At 73.9% G+C, this 15,586-nt stretch carries 12 protein-coding genes and 1 pseudogene; 10 read left to right on the forward strand and 3 right to left on the reverse strand.

What is annotated here, in order from left to right; all coding sequences use genetic code 11:
- The 4 genes and pseudogenes from ACFWA9_RS21080 to ACFWA9_RS21095 all read left to right on the forward strand — a co-directional run.
- Positions 1 to 384: pseudogene (locus tag ACFWA9_RS21080) on the forward strand (hypothetical protein); the annotation flags it as partial.
- Between the two features lie 212 nt (positions 385 to 596).
- On the forward strand, positions 597 to 1,202 hold the full coding sequence (locus ACFWA9_RS21085; RefSeq protein ID WP_380388862.1) for a bacterial proteasome activator family protein: 606 nt from the start codon (positions 597 to 599) through the stop codon (positions 1,200 to 1,202).
- A gap of 322 nt (positions 1,203 to 1,524) precedes the next feature.
- Positions 1,525 to 2,898, forward strand: a complete 1,374-nt coding sequence (locus tag ACFWA9_RS21090) for a protein kinase (protein WP_352288512.1) — start codon at positions 1,525 to 1,527, stop codon at positions 2,896 to 2,898.
- Between the two features lie 111 nt (positions 2,899 to 3,009).
- Positions 3,010 to 4,830 (forward strand): protein kinase, encoded by a 1,821-nt coding sequence (locus ACFWA9_RS21095; protein ID WP_380388863.1) that lies wholly within the window; start codon positions 3,010 to 3,012, stop codon positions 4,828 to 4,830.
- Positions 4,831 to 4,853: 23 nt separating this feature from the next.
- Here ACFWA9_RS21095 and ACFWA9_RS21100 read toward each other — a convergent pair whose 3' ends face one another.
- Both ACFWA9_RS21100 and ACFWA9_RS21105 read right to left on the reverse strand, forming a co-directional pair.
- Positions 4,854 to 5,942 carry a phosphotransferase gene (locus ACFWA9_RS21100; protein ID WP_352288507.1) on the reverse strand — a complete coding sequence of 363 codons (1,089 nt, stop codon included), beginning with the start codon at positions 5,940 to 5,942 and terminating at the stop codon, positions 4,854 to 4,856.
- A gap of 67 nt (positions 5,943 to 6,009) precedes the next feature.
- On the reverse strand, positions 6,010 to 6,669 hold the full coding sequence (locus ACFWA9_RS21105; protein ID WP_380388865.1) for a response regulator: 660 nt from the start codon (positions 6,667 to 6,669) through the stop codon (positions 6,010 to 6,012).
- Between the two features lie 379 nt (positions 6,670 to 7,048).
- Between ACFWA9_RS21105 and pdhA the strand changes: the two genes are divergently transcribed.
- Genes pdhA through ACFWA9_RS21120 form a run of 3 tightly spaced genes read left to right on the forward strand, consistent with a single transcriptional unit; the run spans position 7,049 to position 10,610 of the window.
- Entirely contained in the window at positions 7,049 to 8,203 is a 1,155-nt protein-coding gene (pdhA, locus tag ACFWA9_RS21110) for a pyruvate dehydrogenase (acetyl-transferring) E1 component subunit alpha (RefSeq protein ID WP_380388867.1), read from the forward strand.
- On the forward strand, positions 8,203 to 9,177 hold the full coding sequence (locus ACFWA9_RS21115) for an alpha-ketoacid dehydrogenase subunit beta (protein ID WP_329488754.1): 975 nt from the start codon (positions 8,203 to 8,205) through the stop codon (positions 9,175 to 9,177). The genes pdhA and ACFWA9_RS21115 overlap by 1 nt, the downstream gene beginning before the upstream one ends.
- A gap of 14 nt (positions 9,178 to 9,191) precedes the next feature.
- Positions 9,192 to 10,610 (forward strand): dihydrolipoamide acetyltransferase family protein, encoded by a 1,419-nt coding sequence (locus ACFWA9_RS21120; RefSeq protein ID WP_380388869.1) that lies wholly within the window; start codon positions 9,192 to 9,194, stop codon positions 10,608 to 10,610.
- Positions 10,611 to 10,691: 81 nt separating this feature from the next.
- Here the strand turns inward: ACFWA9_RS21120 and ACFWA9_RS21125 are convergent, their stop codons facing one another.
- Entirely contained in the window at positions 10,692 to 11,081 is a 390-nt protein-coding gene (locus ACFWA9_RS21125; protein ID WP_380388871.1) for a hypothetical protein, read from the reverse strand.
- Positions 11,082 to 11,296: 215 nt separating this feature from the next.
- Here ACFWA9_RS21125 and ACFWA9_RS21130 point away from each other — a divergent pair, with 215 nt between their 5' ends.
- From ACFWA9_RS21130 to ACFWA9_RS21140, 3 genes are all read left to right on the forward strand, one after another.
- Entirely contained in the window at positions 11,297 to 12,529 is a 1,233-nt protein-coding gene (locus ACFWA9_RS21130) for a benzoate/H(+) symporter BenE family transporter (RefSeq protein ID WP_380388873.1), read from the forward strand.
- Positions 12,530 to 12,832: 303 nt separating this feature from the next.
- Positions 12,833 to 14,065: a M64 family metallopeptidase gene (locus tag ACFWA9_RS21135; RefSeq protein ID WP_380388875.1), complete on the forward strand. Its 1,233-nt coding sequence runs from the start codon at positions 12,833 to 12,835 to the stop codon at positions 14,063 to 14,065.
- Between the two features lie 61 nt (positions 14,066 to 14,126).
- Positions 14,127 to 15,572: a nitrate/nitrite transporter gene (locus tag ACFWA9_RS21140; RefSeq protein WP_380388877.1), complete on the forward strand. Its 1,446-nt coding sequence runs from the start codon at positions 14,127 to 14,129 to the stop codon at positions 15,570 to 15,572.
- Positions 15,573 to 15,586: the final 14 nt, after the last annotated feature.

Consider the following 15,586-nt stretch of genomic DNA (forward strand, 5'->3'; position numbering starts at 1 on the left):
TCGCACCAGGACTGGCACCCGCGGCCCGGCCCGGCGCCCGTCGGCCCCCGGGCCGGTCACCGGCACCGCCCGGCCTCGGCCCCCGAGCGTGCCGAGCGGGTGCCCGACCGGTCGCAGCGGGGGCCGGAGCAGTCCGTCGAGGCCACGCAGGCCGTCCCGGACGCGGACCCCGGCACGCCGGACGGCGCCGCACCGGCCGAGGACGCCGTGCCGGACGGCGCCACGGTGGCGGCCGGAGCGACCCAGCAGGCCGCCGGGGCCGTCCCGGCCGTACTGCCCGCCCGCTGGCGCGACGCCTCCACGCTCCAGCTGCCGCTGGGCGCCGGCCTCGGCCTGATCGGCTGCGGCCTCGGGCTGATCGGTCTGCGCCTGCGCAAGGGCTGAGCCGCGGCGGCCGGCGCCGGCCGCCGCGCCCCGCGCGGTCTGAGTATCCGTACGGATGCCGCGCCGCCGTGCGGGGGCGTAGCGTCGTCAGCGGAAGCGGGTGCGGTGACCGCGGTGCCGGTGACCGGTGACCGTGGTGCGGGGCGGCGGTGCGGTCGGGGGTTCCACCCGGCCAACCACCCGGCCAACCCCAGTGAGGAAGAATGTTGTTCATGACGAATCCGATGAACGAGCGCTCGCCGCAGGACCTGTACCAGGCCATGGGCGGGCAGTCGCAGGACGGCCAGAAGGTGCTGATCGTCGGACCGGACGGGCTGCCCGTGGGCCAGGGGTTCGCCGGCTCGACGCACGACGACGGTGAAGGGCCGCGCGAGCTCCCGGTGACCGAGATGGTGGAGCAGCCGGCCAAGGTCATGCGGATCGGCAGCATGATCAAGCAGCTGCTGGAGGAGGTCCGGGCGGCTCCTCTCGACGAGGCCAGCCGGGTCCGGCTGAAGGACATCCACGCCAGCTCCATCAAGGAGCTGGAGCTTGGCCTGGCGCCCGAGCTGGTCGCGGAGCTGGAGCGGCTCTCGCTGCCGTTCACCGAGGACACCATCCCGACCGAGGCCGAACTGCGGATCGCGCAGGCGCAGCTGGTGGGCTGGCTGGAGGGGCTGTTCCACGGCATCCAGACCGCGCTCTTCGCCCAGCAGATGGCCGCCCGGGCGCAGTTGGAGCAGATGCGGCGGGCGCTGCCGCCGGGTCTGCACGGCGCCGAGCAGGAGGACGACGAGCCCGGCGAGGGCCGCGGCATCCGCTCCGGCCCGTACCTGTAGGCCCGCCACCGGCCCGGCGCAGCCGCCCCGGTCGGCGCCGCGGACCCCGTGGTGACCGCCCGGTATCGGACGTACCGCCACGATCCGGTGCCGAACGCACGACCGACCCACTACCGTCCGGTAGTGGGTCGCGGCTCGGACACAGTGTCGGCCCTGCGCCGATCACTGTCGCCGTGAGCCGATACCCTGAGCCCCTGTCGCAGGCCGGGCGAGCGCCGCGACAGGGGTCGGGTGGGCCACCAAACCGGGCCCGACCACGCACGGACGAGACCGAACGTCACGGTTGCGGCGGCACGACCGCGCCGAGGGGGAGCAGAGGACCATGAGCGAGCACGGCAACGCGGCGGTCGAGGGCCACTCCCTGGGCAACGGCAGGTACGTGCTGCAGCGGGTGCTGGGCGAGGGCGGCATGGCCTCCGTGCACCTCGCCTACGACAACGTGCTCGGCCGCTCGGTCGCGCTGAAGAGCATGCACGCCGAGCTCGGCCGGGACGAGTCCTTCAAGGAGCGGTTCCGGCGCGAGGCGCAGGCCGTGGCCCGGCTGGAACACGCCAACATCGTCACCGTCTACGACAGCGGCGAGGACGTCGCCGCCGACGGCTCCACCACCCCGTACATCGTGATGCAGCTGGTCGACGGCAAGGGCCTGCGCGAGGCGATCAACGACGCGGTCGCGCAGTACGGCGCGATGCCCACCGAGGAGGCGCTGCGGGTCACCGTCGGCGTGCTGAACGCGCTGGAGGCTTCGCACGACCAGGGGCTGGTCCACCGCGACATCAAGCCCGGCAACGTGATGTTCGACCGCAAGGGCAACATCAAGGTCATGGACTTCGGCATCGCCCGCGCGCTGGAGTCCGGGGTCACCTCGATGACCCAGACCGGCATGGTGGTCGGCACTCCGCAGTACCTCTCGCCCGAGCAGGCGCTCGGCAAGCCGGTGGACGCCCGCTCCGACCTCTACTCGGTCGGCGTGATGCTCTTCGAGATGCTCACCGGCCAGCTGGTCTTCGACGGCGACTCGGCGTTCTCGATCGCCTACAAGCACGTCCAGGAGGAGCCCTCGGCGCCGTCCACCGTCAACCGGGCGGTCAGCCCGGCGGTGGACGCCTTCGTCGCCCAGGCGCTGCGCAAGGACCCGGCGCACCGCTTCCCGAGCGCGGCGGCGATGCGCGACGAGGCGGAGCGGCTGATCGCGGCGGAGAAGGGCGGCGGCAACGGCAACCAGCTGGCCGCGAGCTCGCCGCTGGTGATCACCGACGGTCCGCGCTCGGTGCACGCCGGGCCGCAGGCCCCGCAGACCCCGCCGCCGTTCCAGCAGCAGTACCGGACGCCGCCGCCGGCCTTCCAGACCCCGCCGCCGCAGCACCCGCAGACGCCGCAGCCCTTCCCGCAGCAGTACCAGACCCCGCCGCCGGCCTTCCAGGCCCCGCAGCACTTCCCGCCGCAGGCGCACACCCCGCCGCCCCAGCCGATGCCGATGCCGACGCAGTTCCAGCCGGCCCCCGCGTCGAACAGCGGCGGCTGCTCCACCGCGCTCGTGATCGTCGGCATCATCATCGGCGTGATCGTCCTCGCGATCATCATCATCGCCATCGTGGTGACCAAGGCGGAGAAGACCGGCACCTCCCGGTCCGTCGAGCGGCCCGCGACCGTCCTGCACCTGGACGACCTGCCCGACCGGAATGGCCTGCTCTGACGCGGTGCGCCCGGATCGGGCGTGCTACGGGGGAAGTCCGGAGGCGGTAGCGTTCGGGGACACGAAGCGACAGGGCACCGCGATCCGAGCGAAGGCCCGGGGCGAGGAGCGATGGCACAGACGCAGCGGCCGGACGACGACGAGGGTGCCCGGGCGGCCGGTTCGACCGGCGGGGCCCGGAGGGTGCCCGAGCCCGGCAGCGACAGCGCCGCCACCTCCGCACTCCCGCCGTACGGCGGCGGCCCGCAGACCCCCGGCCGCGGCACCGCGGCCCCGCTCGGCACGGTGGGTGACGGCCGCTACCGGCTGACCCACCGGCTCGGCCGCGGCGGCATGGCCGAGGTGTTCGCCGCCCAGGACGTCCGGCTCGGCCGGACCGTCGCCGTCAAGCTGCTGCGCCCCGAACTCGCCCAGGACGACATCGCCCGGCTGCGCTTCACCCGCGAGGCACACGCCGTCGCGGCGCTCAACCACCACTCGATCGTCGCGGTCTACGACACCGGCGAGGAGTACGTCGGCGACGAGTCGACGCCCTACATCGTGATGGAGCTGGTCGAGGGCCGGACCGTCCGCGAGCTGCTGGTGGACGAGGAGGAGCCGCCGGTCGACCAGGCGCTCATCATCATCGCCGGGGTGCTGGAGGCGCTCGCCTACAGCCACCGGCACGGCATCGTGCACCGGGACATCAAGCCCGCCAACGTCATCATCACCACCACCGGCGCGGTCAAGGTGATGGACTTCGGCATCGCCCGCGCGCTGACCGGCACCGCCAGCACCATGACCCAGACCGGCATGGTCATGGGCACCCCGCAGTACCTCTCGCCCGAGCAGGCCCTCGGCAAGCCGGTCGACCACCGCTCCGACCTGTACGCGGCCGGCTGCATGCTCTACGAGCTGCTCACGCTGCGCCCGCCGTTCACCGGCGACACCCCGCTCTCGGTGGTCTACCAGCACGTGCAGGACCCGCCGGTGCCGCCCGCGCAGGTCAACGCGCGGGTCCCGGCGGCGCTCGACCCGCTGGTGCTGCGCTCGCTCGCCAAGAACCCGGACGACCGCTTCCAGGACGCCGACGAGTTCCGCGCCCACCTCCAGCACGCCCTGCGCGAGATGCACGGCGGGGCCTGGGCGACGGGTGCCGCGGCGGCCGGGCTGGCGGCGGCCGGCCAGGGGCACAGCGGTGCCACCCCCATGCCCGGGGCGGACGGCGAGACGGCCGTCACCGCGCCGTTCGGGCTGGGCGGCCCGAGCGATTCGACGACGGTGCTGCCGTACCAGGTGCCCGGCGGCCCGCACACGCCGTCCTCGCCCTACCCCGGGGCCGGCGGCCCGTACGGCGGCGGCTCGTACGACGGTGGCTCGTACGACGGCGGTCACGGCGGCCCGGGCGGCGACGGCGGCGACGGCGGCGACGACCGCCGCCGGCGGCGCGGGCCCTGGGCCTGGGTGGCCGGCGCCGCGGCGGTGTTCGTCGCGTCCGGTGTCGGGATCGCGCTCGCGCTCAGCGGCGGCGGTGGCGGCGGCGGGACGAAGGACCCCGGCCAGACGCCCGCCCCGTCCGTCTCGGTGGTCTCCTCCTCCGACGCCGGTACGCCCACCGGCGGGGGGATCTCCCCGACCACGGGGGTGCCCAGCCAGACCAGCCGGAAGCCGAACCAGCCGACCGACACGAACAACAACAACAACAACCAGAGCCCGCCGGCCACCGTGCCCAAGCACTCGCCGAGCATGACCCCGACGCCCACCGGTACCAAGCCGTCGTCGACGACGACCCCGTCGTCCACCGGCACGCCGACCGGCGGGGGCTCCGGGACGCCGACCGGCGGCGCGAGCGGGACGCCGACCAACGGCGCGACGGGCACCCAGCCGCCGCCGACCAAGCCGGCCACCCAGCCGACGGGGGCCCCGACCACCGCGCCCGGGGCCGGCGGCTGACCGGCGGCGCCGACCGGTGACGGTCAGTTGGCGAAGGCGTCCAGGACCTGCTCGTACTCCTGGCACCACCACGCCAGCTGGCCGGCCGAGGCGGGGTAGAGCGGGTCGGCCCGGTGGTCGGCCCGCTGGTAGCGCCACTGGAGCATCCAGAAGTCGTTGAGCCGCTCCCACCAGACCCGGTGGACGGCCGCCGCCAGGTGTTCCGCGGTGGCCGCCCCGGTGGCCCGGTACGCCTGCGAGTAGGTCCGGACCCGGACGAGGTCGAGCGTGCCCGACGTCCGGTCGTTGAAGACCAGGGTGGCGGACCGGACCGCCTCCTCGGCGCGCGGCTGCGGGCCGAGCTTGTCCCAGTCCAGGACGGCCGCGATCCGGTCGCCCGCGTGCAGCAGGTTGAGCCCGTGGAAGTCGCCGTGCGTCCAGCCGGTGGGCGGGGCGGCCTGCGGGACGGGCCGGCGGTGGGCGTACTCGGCGAGCAGGTCGAGCCGTTCGGTGAGGCGCCGCTCGACCAGCGCGTCCAGCGCGCCGTACGGGCGCTGCTCGCGGGCGCTGAGCCGGAGTTCGCGGGCCAGCCGGGCGCTGTCCAGCGGGTCGGCACTGTGGTAGCCGGCGGGTTGTGCGAGGGGGGCGCAGACGTCGTCGAGCGCGCCGTGCAGCCGGCCGAGCAGCGCTCCGAGCGCGCCGCACTGCGTCAGGGAGAGGTCGCTGCCGTGCCGGTGCCGGCCATCCACCCAGGGGAAGAGCGCGAACAGCCGGCTGCCGAAGGAGGCCACCGTGCCGGAGCGTTCGGCACACGCCAGCGGGGGAGCGACGGGCAGTCCGAGGGTCTCCAGCGCGGCCATCGCGCGGTGGTGCCCGGCGATCGATTCGCGGTGTGCGGTGGCGGCGTCGACGTAGCACTTCAGGAAGTACGTCCCGGCCTCGGTGGTGACCCGGTAGCCCCGGTTCAACAGGCCCTCGGCGACCGGCTCGGCGGTGAGCAGCCGCCCCACCCGGTAGCGGCGCAGGACCTCGGTCAGGACGAGGTGGGGAACGGGCGGGCTGAGGGTCCCTATCGGGGGTGCGGTGAGATCGGGGCGGGCCGGGGCACAGGCGAGGGTCTGGCTGAAAGTCACAGGCTGAGGTTAGGGCCCCCTGGCGGGGGTCCTTGACAAACCGTCAGAACTGTGATTCCCGATGCTTTCAGTGCTGCTGGTCGGCCTGGTGCCGTGCCACGAAGGCGGCTGCCTGGGTGCGCCGCTCCATGCCCATCTTGGCGAGCAGACTGGAGACGTAGTTCTTGACCGTTTTCTCGGCCAGGTGCAGCTCGTTGCCGATCTGACGGTTGGTCATCCCCTCGCCGATCAGATCGAGGATCCGCCGCTCCTGCTTGGTGAGCTGGGACAGTCGCTCGTCCTCCTTCTCGCCGCCGTCGCGCAGCCGGGCCAGCACCCGGCTGGTGGCCACCGGGTCGAGCAGCGACTTGCCGGCCGCGACGTCCCGGACGGCGGTGATCAGGTCGGTGCCGCGGATCGCCTTCAGGACGTAGCCGGAGGCGCCCGCCATGATCGAGTCGAACAGCGCCTCGTCGTCCGAGAACGAGGTCAGCATCAGGCACTTGATCTCCGGCAGCCGGGAGCGGACCTCCCGGCAGACCTCGACGCCGTTCCCGTCCGGCAGCCGGACGTCGAGGACCGCGACGTCGGGGTGCACGGCGGTGATCCGGGTGATCGCCTCGGCGGCCGTCCCGGCCTCGCCGACCACCTCGATGTCGTCCTCGACCGAGAGGAGATCGTGGACGCCCCGCCGGACCACCTCGTGATCGTCGAGCAGAAATACCCTGATTTGTCCGTTATTAGTCACGTGTAAAGCCTCCCATATCGCCGCAGGGGCGACCTATTGCCCGCACCGCCCCCGGAACGCTATCCGGCCAGATCAGTCGAAAGCGATGCCGGTAACCCCCTTACGAACGGGGCTCCGCCCGGATAACGTGCGCAGGTGTCCTGAAGGCGACCGAATTGAGAGCTGCGCCACACCCGCAGTTGTAGGCCCTGAACAAGTAGGACGTCCTAGCGCAAGCGCGCCAAGGGCTGCCGCTGGGTAACGTTCTCGTGAGGGACGCCGTCGGAACAGGATCACCACCTGCCTTGCAGCCGGTGCGCACACCCACGCGCGCCCCGCGAGGCGGTGACCGGACCGGTCACCGGCGACCCCGGGCGGCCGGACAGACCGAGGAGTGAACGTGACCGTCAAAAGCACGGCGAGGGCCCGCAAGAAGGCGGCCCCCGGCGTCCCTGACACCCTCCGCGCCACGGGTACGGACGCCCAGCCGGAGCTCGTACAGCTGCTCACCCCGGAAGGCGAGCGGATCGAGCACCCGGACTACCCGCTCACCACCACCCCGGACGAGCTGCGCGCCCTCTACCGCGACCTGGTGCTGGTGCGCCGGTTCGACGCCGAGGCCACCGCGCTGCAGCGCCAGGGCGAGCTGGGCCTGTGGGCCTCGCTGCTCGGCCAGGAGGCCGCCCAGGTCGGCTCCGGGCGGGCCATGCGCACCGGTGACTACGCCTTCCCCACCTACCGCGAGCACGGCGTGGCCTGGTGCCGCGACGTGGACCCGCTGAACCTGCTCGGCATGTTCCGCGGCGTGAACCACGGCGGCTGGGACCCGAACGAGAAGAACTTCCACCTGTACACCATCGTGATCGGCGCGCAGACCCTGCACGCCACCGGCTACGCGATGGGCATCACCAAGGACGGCGCGGACGACGCGGTGATCGCCTACTTCGGCGACGGAGCCTCCAGCCAGGGCGACGTCAACGAGGCCTTCACCTTCGCCTCGGTCTACAACGCCCCGGTGGTCTTCTTCTGCCAGAACAACCAGTGGGCGATCTCCGAGCCCACCACCACCCAGACCAAGATCCCGCTGTACCGCCGCGCCTCCGGCTTCGGCTTCCCCGGCGTCCGGGTCGACGGCAACGACGTGCTGGCCTGCCTGGCGGTCACCCGCTGGGCGCTCGACCACGCCCGCAGCGGCAACGGTCCGGTGCTGATCGAGGCGTTCACCTACCGGATGGGCGCGCACACCACCTCCGACGACCCCACCCGCTACCGCCCCTCCGAGGAGACCGAGGCCTGGAAGGCCAAGGACCCGATCACCCGGCTCCGGGCGCTCCTGGAGAAGGAGGGCCTGGCCGAGGAGGAGTTCTTCGCCTCGATCGAGGCCGAGAGCGAGCAGCTGGGGCTGCGGGTGCGCGAGGGCGTGCGCACCATGCCGGACCCGGACCCGACCCTGATCTTCGACCACGTCTACGCCGAGCCGCACACACTGGTCGATGAGGAACGGGCCGAGTACGTCGAGTACGCGGCCTCCTTCGAGGCGGGGGAGAACCTCTGATGGCCGCTCAGCTCAGCATCGCGAAGGCGCTCAACGAGGCGCTGCGCAAGTCGCTGGAGAACGACCCGAAGACGCTCCTGATGGGCGAGGACATCGGCAAGCTCGGTGGCGTCTTCCGGATCACCGACGGCCTGCAGAAGGACTTCGGCGACAGCCGGGTGATCGACTCCCCGCTCGCCGAGTCCGGCATCGTCGGCACCGCGATCGGCCTCGCGCTGCGCGGCTACCGCCCGGTGGTGGAGATCCAGTTCGACGGGTTCGTCTACCCGGCCTTCGACCAGATCGTCTCCCAGCTGGCCAAGATGCACGCCCGTGCGCTCGGGCACGTCAAGATGCCGGTCACCATCCGCATCCCGTACGCGGGCGGCATCGGCGCGGTCGAGCACCACAGCGAGTCGCACGAGGCGTACTTCGCGCACACCGCCGGTCTGCGGGTGGTCTCGCCGTCCAGCGCGCACGACGCGCACTGGATGCTGCGCCAGGCCATCGAGTCGGACGACCCGGTGATCTTCCTGGAGCCCAAGCGCCGCTACTGGGACAAGGGCGAGGTCGGCGACGCCGCCGACCTGGGCCTGTACGACGCCCGGATCGTGCGCCCCGGCACGGACGCGACGCTGATCGCCTACGGCCCGATGGTCAAGGTCTGCCTGGAGGCCGCCGCGGCCGCCGAGGAGGACGGCCGCCGGCTGGAGGTCGTCGACCTGCGCTCGCTCTCCCCGGTGGACTTCGCCGCCCTGGAGGAGTCGGTCAAGCGGACCGGCCGCGGCATCGTGGTGCACGAGGCGCCGGTCTTCCTGGGCATGGGCGCCGAGCTGGCCGCCCGGCTGACGGAGCGGTGCTTCTACCACCTGGAGGCGCCGATCCTGCGGGTCGGCGGCTACCACGCGCCGTACCCGCCGTCCCGGGTCGAGGAAGCCTTCCTGCCGGACCTGGACCGCGTGCTCGACGCCGTCGACCGCGCGCTCGCGTACTGAACCGGGGAGCGAAGATGACCACCGAAGTTCGCTCGCTCCGCGAGTTCAAGATGCCCGACGTGGGCGAGGGCCTCACCGAGGCCGAGATCCTCAGCTGGTCCGTGAAGCCCGGCGACACCGTGACGGACGGCCAGGTCGTCTGCGAGGTGGAGACCGCCAAGGCCGCCGTGGAGCTGCCGATCCCGTTCAACGGGGTGGTGGAGCGGCTGTTCTTCCCCGAGGGCGCGACGGTCGACGTCGGCACCGTGATCATCTCGGTCGCGGTGGCGGGGGAGGCGGGCGCCGCCGCTCCGGCCGCGGCCGCCCCGGTGGCCGCTCCCGCCGAGGCCGAGCCGGCCCGGCGCGAGGTGCTGGTCGGCTACGGTCCGCGGACCGGCGGCACCCAGCGCCGGGCCCGCCGGACCACCACGACCACCGTGGTCGCCCCGGCTCCGGCTCCGGCTCCGGCCGCTCCCGCGCCGGCCCCCGTGGCCGCCGCGCCGGTGGCTGCCGCGCCGGTGGTACTGGCCCAGCCCACCGGTGACCGGCCGTTGGCCAAGCCGCCGGTGCGCAAGCTCGCCAAGGACCTCGGCGTCGACCTGCGGGCCGTCACACCGACCGGCCCGGACGGCGTGGTCACCCGCGAGGACGTGCACGCGCACGTCGCCGCGGCGGCCGCCGTCGCGGCGCCCCCGGCCGAGCCGGCCGCGGTGGCACCGGTGGAACCGGTGGTCGTGGCGACCGCCGGCACCGGGGACGTCCGGGTGCCGATCAAGGGCGTCCGCAAGGCGACCGCGCAGGCGATGGTGGCCTCGGCCTTCACCGCCCCGCACGTCACCGAGTTCGTCCAGGTCGACGTCACCCGCACGATGAAGTTCGTCCGCCGGCTCAAGGAGAGCGGCGAGCTGGGCCGGGACATCCGGGTCAGCCCGCTGCTGCTGGTCGCCAAGGCGCTGCTGACCGCGATCAAGCGGCACCCCGAGATCAACGCCCAGTGGGACGAGGCGGCCCAGGAGATCGTCATCAGGGGCCAGGTGAACCTCGGCATCGCCGCGGCCACCCCGCGCGGCCTGATCGTCCCCAACATCAAGGACGCGGGCGGCCGCACGCTGTCCGGTCTGGCGGCCGCGCTCGGCGAGCTGATCGACACCGCCCGGCTGGGCAAGACCTCGCCGAACGACATGCAGGGCGGCACCGTCACCATCACCAACGTCGGCGTCTTCGGCGTCGACACCGGCACCCCGATCCTCAACCCGGGCGAGGCCGCGATCCTCGCCTTCGGCGCGGTCCGGGAGCTGCCGTGGGTGCACAAGGGCAAGGTGGTGCCGCGCCAGGTCACCACGCTGGCCCTCTCCTTCGACCACCGCCTGGTGGACGGCGAGCTGGGCTCCAGGGTGCTGGCCGACGTCGCCGCGCTGCTGGAGCACCCCAAGCGCCTGATCACCTGGGGCTGACCGGCCGGACCGAGGAAGGGCCCTGCTCCGCACGACAGTGCGGAGCAGGGCCCTTCGGCATTTCCGGACACCGGACAAGCCTTAGCGCGCGCCGCGCAGCCGGCGCCCGGCGTACCGGACGCCCAGGCCGAGCACGAGCAGCACGGCGCCGAGACCGGCCGTCAGGATCCCGACGGCGGTGCCGGTCGGGGCCTGCTCCGGCATGCCGGTCGGCCCGCCGGCGGTGGGGCCGAAGGCGGGCGCGCCGACGGCGGCCCCGGGAGCGCCGAGGGTCGCCGTCGGGGCGGGCGGTCCGGACACCTGCCGGGCGGCCGACGTCCCGGGGCCGGACCCGTGGGCCGAGGCGGTGTCGGTGGCGAGCAGCTGCACGGAGCCGGCCAGGACGACGGCGACGGCGACGGTCGCGAGCCGGCCGCGGGTGGAGCGCGGGTGGGCGTTCTTCGCAGAAGTGGAGAAAACAGGCATGCGCACGACGTGACTCCCCGCAGTCATGAAGCCGGTGGTGGGTGGAGGTGGCCGGTCCTGCCCCCGTCGGCCGGTAGCGCCCCCCGGCGCTTCCCGGCTCGCTCTCCAGCCCTCCACTTCCAAGGACGCGCGGCCCCGCCGGAGGTTGCGGGTGGATCCGGAAGTCCTCCGGGATTCTTCGAAAGGCCCGCCGCCGGTGCCCGCTCCGCGATACTGCCGCCATGGCAGAGGAGCTGATAACCCGTTCGGCGGACAGTCGGACCGACCCCGAGGAGCGCCGCTCGCTGCGGCGGGACGTCTCCCTCCCCGCCCTCCTGGCCGGGCTGGTGTGCATCGCGGTGTCGTTCTCCGGCCCGCTGGTGGTGGTGCTCGCGGCGGCCTCGGCCGGGCGGCTGGACGAGGCGCACACGGCCTCCTGGATCTGGGCGGTGGCCATCGGCAGCGGGCTGCCCGGTCTGCTGCTCAGCTGGTGGACCAGGACGCCGGTGATCACCGCCTGGTCCACGCCGGGCGCCGCGCTGCTGGTCACCAGCCTCGGCGCGTACCCCTACCGGGAGGCGGTCGGCGCCTTCCTGGTGAGCGGGGTGCTGGTGACCCTGTTCGGTGTCACCGGGCTGTTCGGCCGGCTGATCGCCGCGATCCCGGCCGGGATCGTCAACGCGATGCTGGCGGGCATCCTGTTCTCCTTCGGCGCCGGCATCTTCGGCGCCGTCCACGGCGCGCCCGCCCTGGTGCTCGGCAGCTTCGCGGCCTTCCTGCTGGCGAAGCGGCTGGCGCCGCGGTACGCCGTACCGGTCGCGCTGCTGGCCGGCGGGGTGCTGGCGGCGGTCACCGTCGGGCTGCCGGTGCACCTCGGGTCCGGCGGGCCGACCACGCCGGTGTTCACCGTGCCGGCCTTCTCCGGGCCGGCCATGGTGGGGCTGGCGCTGCCGCTCACCATCGTGGCGCTGGCCTCGCAGAACGCCCCCGGCCTGGGGGTGATGCGGGCCTTCGGCTACCAGCCGGACGACCGGCTGCTGATCGGGGCCACCGGCGGCGTCTCCGTCCTGCTGGCGCCGTTCGGCTCGCCCGGGGTGAACCTGGCCGCGATCACCGCGGCGATCTGCGCCGGGCCGGAGAGCCACCCCGATCCGCGGCGCCGCTACGTCGCCGGGATGTCGGCGGGTCTGCTCTACGTGCTGGTGGGCAGTTTCGGTGGGCTGCTGGTGAGCCTGTTCATCGGTCTGCCGAAGGAGCTGATCGCGGTGATCGCCGGGGTCGCCCTGCTGGCCTCGCTCCAGGGCAGCCTGGCCGCGGCCGTCGCCGACGAGGGCGGCCGGGACGCGGCGGTGGTGACCTTCCTGGCCTCGGCCTCCGGGATGAGTCTGCTCGGCATCGGCTCGGCGTTCTGGGGGCTGCTGCTCGGGCTGGGCACCCATCTGGTGCTCCGGGCGGGGCCGAAGCGGCGCGGCTGAGGCGTTGCGGCTGAGGCGTTGCGCGGCCGGGGCGCCCCAGGCCGGTGGTGCGCTCGGCCGGTGGTGTGCTCGGCCGGGGGCGACGGGGTGGGCCGGCTCCGCCGGAGGTGGCGCTGGTGGGTCACGGGCCATCCGGATCATCCACCTGATCGGACTCATAGGTATGACCGGGGTGATCCGGGTCGTTCGGCCAGGGCGGTGACATTTTCGCCGGACGGTGAGGGTGACACGCCGGTCCGGGTACGTCTTCGCGTCCACCACCCGGGCGACGCCGGGTGACCGGATCCCCGAGGACGCACCCGTATGCCGCCTGGCAACCCTGGCCGGCTCGTCCGGAGTCTGGCCGCGCTCGTGCTGGTGTCCACCGCCGTACTGCCCGCCGCCCTGGAGCTGGCCGGTCCCTCGCCCTTCGGGGTGATCGGGCCGGGTGCCCCCGCCGACCGGGCGGTGCCGCCGCACACCGCCCAGCGGGCCGACCTCCGCGCGGCCGGCGCCGCCCCGACCGTCGACATAAGGCGGACCGGGGACCCGGCGAACCGGATCACGCTGGTGCTGCTCGGCGACGGCTACAGCGCGGACGAGCAGGAGCTCTTCCGCGCCCAGGCCGACCGGGCCTGGCGGGCACTGATGGAGATCGAGCCGTTCCGCAGCTACCAGGGGTTCTTCAACATAAGGCGGGTCGAGGTCGTCTCGGCGGACTCCGGCATCGCCGAGACCGAGAGCCGGGGCCGCAACCCCGGGACCCCGCTCGGCATGCACTTCTGGTGCGAGGGCACCGCCCGGCTGCTCTGCGCCGACGAGGCCGCCACCGCGCGCTACGCCGGCGAGGGCGACGGCCCGCAGTACCTGATCGCGCTGGCCAACTCCAGCGAGTACGGGGGTGCCGGCGGCACCGGGGTGACCACCCTGGCCGGCGGCAGCCCGGACGCGGGGCGGATCATCCAGCACGAGATAGGGCACACCGTGGGCGACCTCGGCGACGAGTACGACAGCGCGCCGGACGACGCCGACTACCCCAACCTCGCCACCGATAACGCCGACGACATGCGCCGCAAGCAGACCAAGTGGTGGCGCTGGCTGGGCGCGGAGTCCCCGGACGGCGGCGGCACGATCGGCGCCTACCGCAGCGCCAACGGGATCTACCGGCCCACCCAGGACTCGGTGATGCGCACCCTCGGCGGGGCCTACAACCTGCCCTCGCGGGAGGCGATCATCGAGGAGATCTACCGCCGGATCCGGCCGACCGACACACCCGTGCCCGCCCCGGGCGAGGTGACCGGCCGCCCCCGGCTGGAGGTCCGGCCGCTGCCGCTGGTCGGGACCCGCGCGCTGCAGGTGGACTGGAAGGTGGACGGCGCCGCGGTGGAGCCGCAGGCGCCGGACCGCAGCTGGCTGGACACCGCCGCGTTGAACCTGTTCCCGGGGCAGAGCGCCACCGTCACGGCCACCGTCCGGGACACCACCGACTGGGTCCGGGACGAGGCCTTCCGCGACCGCTACATGACCAGGACGGTCTCCTGGACGGTCACCGGCTGAGCCGGGCCCGCCCCGCCCCGGACCGAGGGTCGAATGATGGGATGACTAATCTGGGGACACTATGTCCGTGGAGCCCGCCAGTTCAGCCCGCCCCCTGTCCGTTCCCGCTCCCCCGGCCACCGCCGGGCCGACGCCCCCGGCGGCCCCCGTGCCCCCGGCGGCCCTCGTGCCCCCGGCCACCGGGATCCCGGCGCCGCCCGGCGGCCGGGCCGCCTGGCTGGCCTGGTCCATCGGCGTCAGCGTGTACGTCCTCGCGGTGATCCACCGGACCAGTCTCGGGGTGGCCGGGCTGGACGCCGCCGACCGCTTCGCGATCGGCGCCTCCGCGCTCTCCACCTTCTCGATCCTCCAGGTGCTGGTCTACGCGGCGATGCAGATACCGGTCGGCCTGCTGGTCGACCGGTTCGGCCCGCGCCGGGTGCTGCTGCTCGGCGTCCTGCTGCTGAGCGCCGGGCAGCTCGCCTTCGCGTTCTCCTCCTCCTTCGGGCCGGCGCTGGCCTCCCGGGCGGTGCTCGGCTGCGGTGACGCGATGACCTTCATCAGCGTGCTGCGGATCGCCGCGCGCTGGTTCCCGGCCGCGAAGAACCCGTTCGTCGCCCAGCTGACCGGCCTCGCCGGGATGGGCGGGAACCTGGTCACCACCGTCGTCCTCGCCGACGCCCTGCACCGGGAGGGCTGGACCCCGACCTTCACCGCGATCGCGCTGCTCGGAGTGGCGGTGTTCGCGCTGGTCGCGCTCTTCCTGCGGGAGGCTCCGGCGGGCGCGCCGCAGCGGGCCGCGGCCGCCGGGCCGGGGGGCGTCGGGCCGGGGAGCGCCGGGCCGGGGGGCGCGCCGCTCCGGCCGGGCGTGGGCCGGCAGGTCCGGCTGGCGTGGTCGGAGCCCGGCACCAGGCTCGGCCTCTGGGTGCACTTCACCACCCAGTTCCCCGGCAACGCCTTCGGCCTGCTCTGGGGGATGCCCTACCTGGTGGAGGCCCAGGGCATGTCGCGCACCGCGGCGGGCGGGCTGCTGACCCTGCTGGTGCTCGCCAACATGTCCTTCGGCCTCCTCTTCGGCCGGGTGCTCTCGCGCACCGCCCGGGCCCGGATGCCGATCGTGCTCACCGTGATCACCGCCACCGCGGTCGGCTGGGCGCTGGTGCTGGCCTGGCCGGGCGGGCACCCGCCGCTCTGGCTGCTGGTCGGGATCATCCTGGTGATGGGCAGCAACGGCCCGGCCTCGCTGGTCGGTCTGGACTACGCCCGTGCGCGCAACCCGGTGGAGCGGCTCGGCACCGCCTCCGGGATCGTCAACATGGGCGGCTTCATCGGCACGATGATCACCCTGTTCGGCATCGGCGTCCTCCTGGACGCCCTCACCCCGGCCGGCACCGGAGGCTACTCCGCCGACGCCTTCCGCTGGGCCTTCTGCTGGCTCTACGTGCCGCTCGCGGCGGGCACCCTGATGATCCTGCGGCTGCGGCGCAAGGTCGCCGAGCGGGAGCGGGGCGCGGCGGCGGGCGTCTGACGGCCCGCCTCCGA

Origin of the sequence: Kitasatospora sp. NPDC059973 (genome assembly GCF_042737525.1) — a bacterium.
Taxonomy (GTDB): Bacteria; Actinomycetota; Actinomycetes; order Streptomycetales; family Streptomycetaceae; genus Kitasatospora.